Below are 865 nucleotides of genomic sequence, written 5' to 3'. Positions count from 1 at the left end.
AGCCCCTCCCACCGACGAACCACGAACTCCGAAACCCCCACCTGCACGCCGCCCACTTCCCGACAATCGAGACGCACCTACCCACATACGGGGCCACCCATTAATTGAGGTCGTCAGGCCTTCCGCTTTCCCTCACGGGAGCGGGAATCGAGGCGCGCGGACACACCTCCGGCGTGGCGTCGCGGGTCAACCGCGACTGCGTTCACGCCTCGGGGCTCTCGAGATTCTTCAGCGCGGAAGCGCCCGTTCAGGGCTCGCCTTCACGAACCAAGAACGCGCCGCCGGACGAGGACATCGCATACCGGCCGGAACAGACGGGACAACGGTCGCTGACATGGCCGACACCATGATTCTCACAGCGGCCGATGCCGTCCCACGGGGCGTAATCCAGCTCCATGACGGTGCCCGAGCCAGGCGCAGCGAAGAACGGAAGGTTCCTCACGGCTTCGGTCGCCTCCGTCCAGCCACACGTGGAGCAGAGCTGGACCCATCCCCTGAGTCCATCGATCCAGCGCGCGGTCTCGAGCGCCTCGGCGACGTTCACCTGACGCGCCTTCATCAACCACTTCACGACGTCCGTGCGAGTGCCTGGCCGCATCCGGCACCACGCACCGAAATAGGTGGGGGGTTCCATGAACGAATCACCTCAGGCGTTCGCGACTCACGACTTCCCTGCCACCACGTTCCCCGAAGTCATCTCGTCACCCCAACTTCAAATACCCACGAACCCTCTCGACGGCCTCATCGAGAGACGCCATCTCATGATCCTCCCCCAACCCACTCGCCTCTCGTTGAAATGAGCCCGAAAACCAGCCCCCGCAGAAAAACCACCGCCTCATCAGGGTTCATTTCGCCCCCTGCCCTC

General features: G+C 63.9%; 1 protein-coding gene. It reads right to left on the bottom strand.

From position 1 onward, the window contains the following. Positions 1–247: 247 nt before the first annotated feature. Complete coding sequence (locus VZQ01_RS39315) at positions 248–634, bottom strand: hypothetical protein (protein WP_426746196.1); 387 nt, start codon at positions 632–634, stop codon at positions 248–250. Between the last annotated feature and the right edge of the window lie 231 nt (positions 635–865).

The organism is Myxococcus faecalis (assembly GCF_050039385.1).
Lineage (GTDB): Bacteria > Myxococcota > Myxococcia > Myxococcales > Myxococcaceae > Myxococcus > Myxococcus fulvus.
This window is presented reverse-complemented; position numbering and strand designations above follow the sequence as displayed.

Bases quoted from the DNA above. Each gene is read 5' to 3' on its own strand.
- VZQ01_RS39315 (WP_426746196.1), bottom strand. From the start codon at position 634: ATGGAACCCCCCACCTATTTCGGTGCGTGGTGCCGGATGCGGCCAGGC.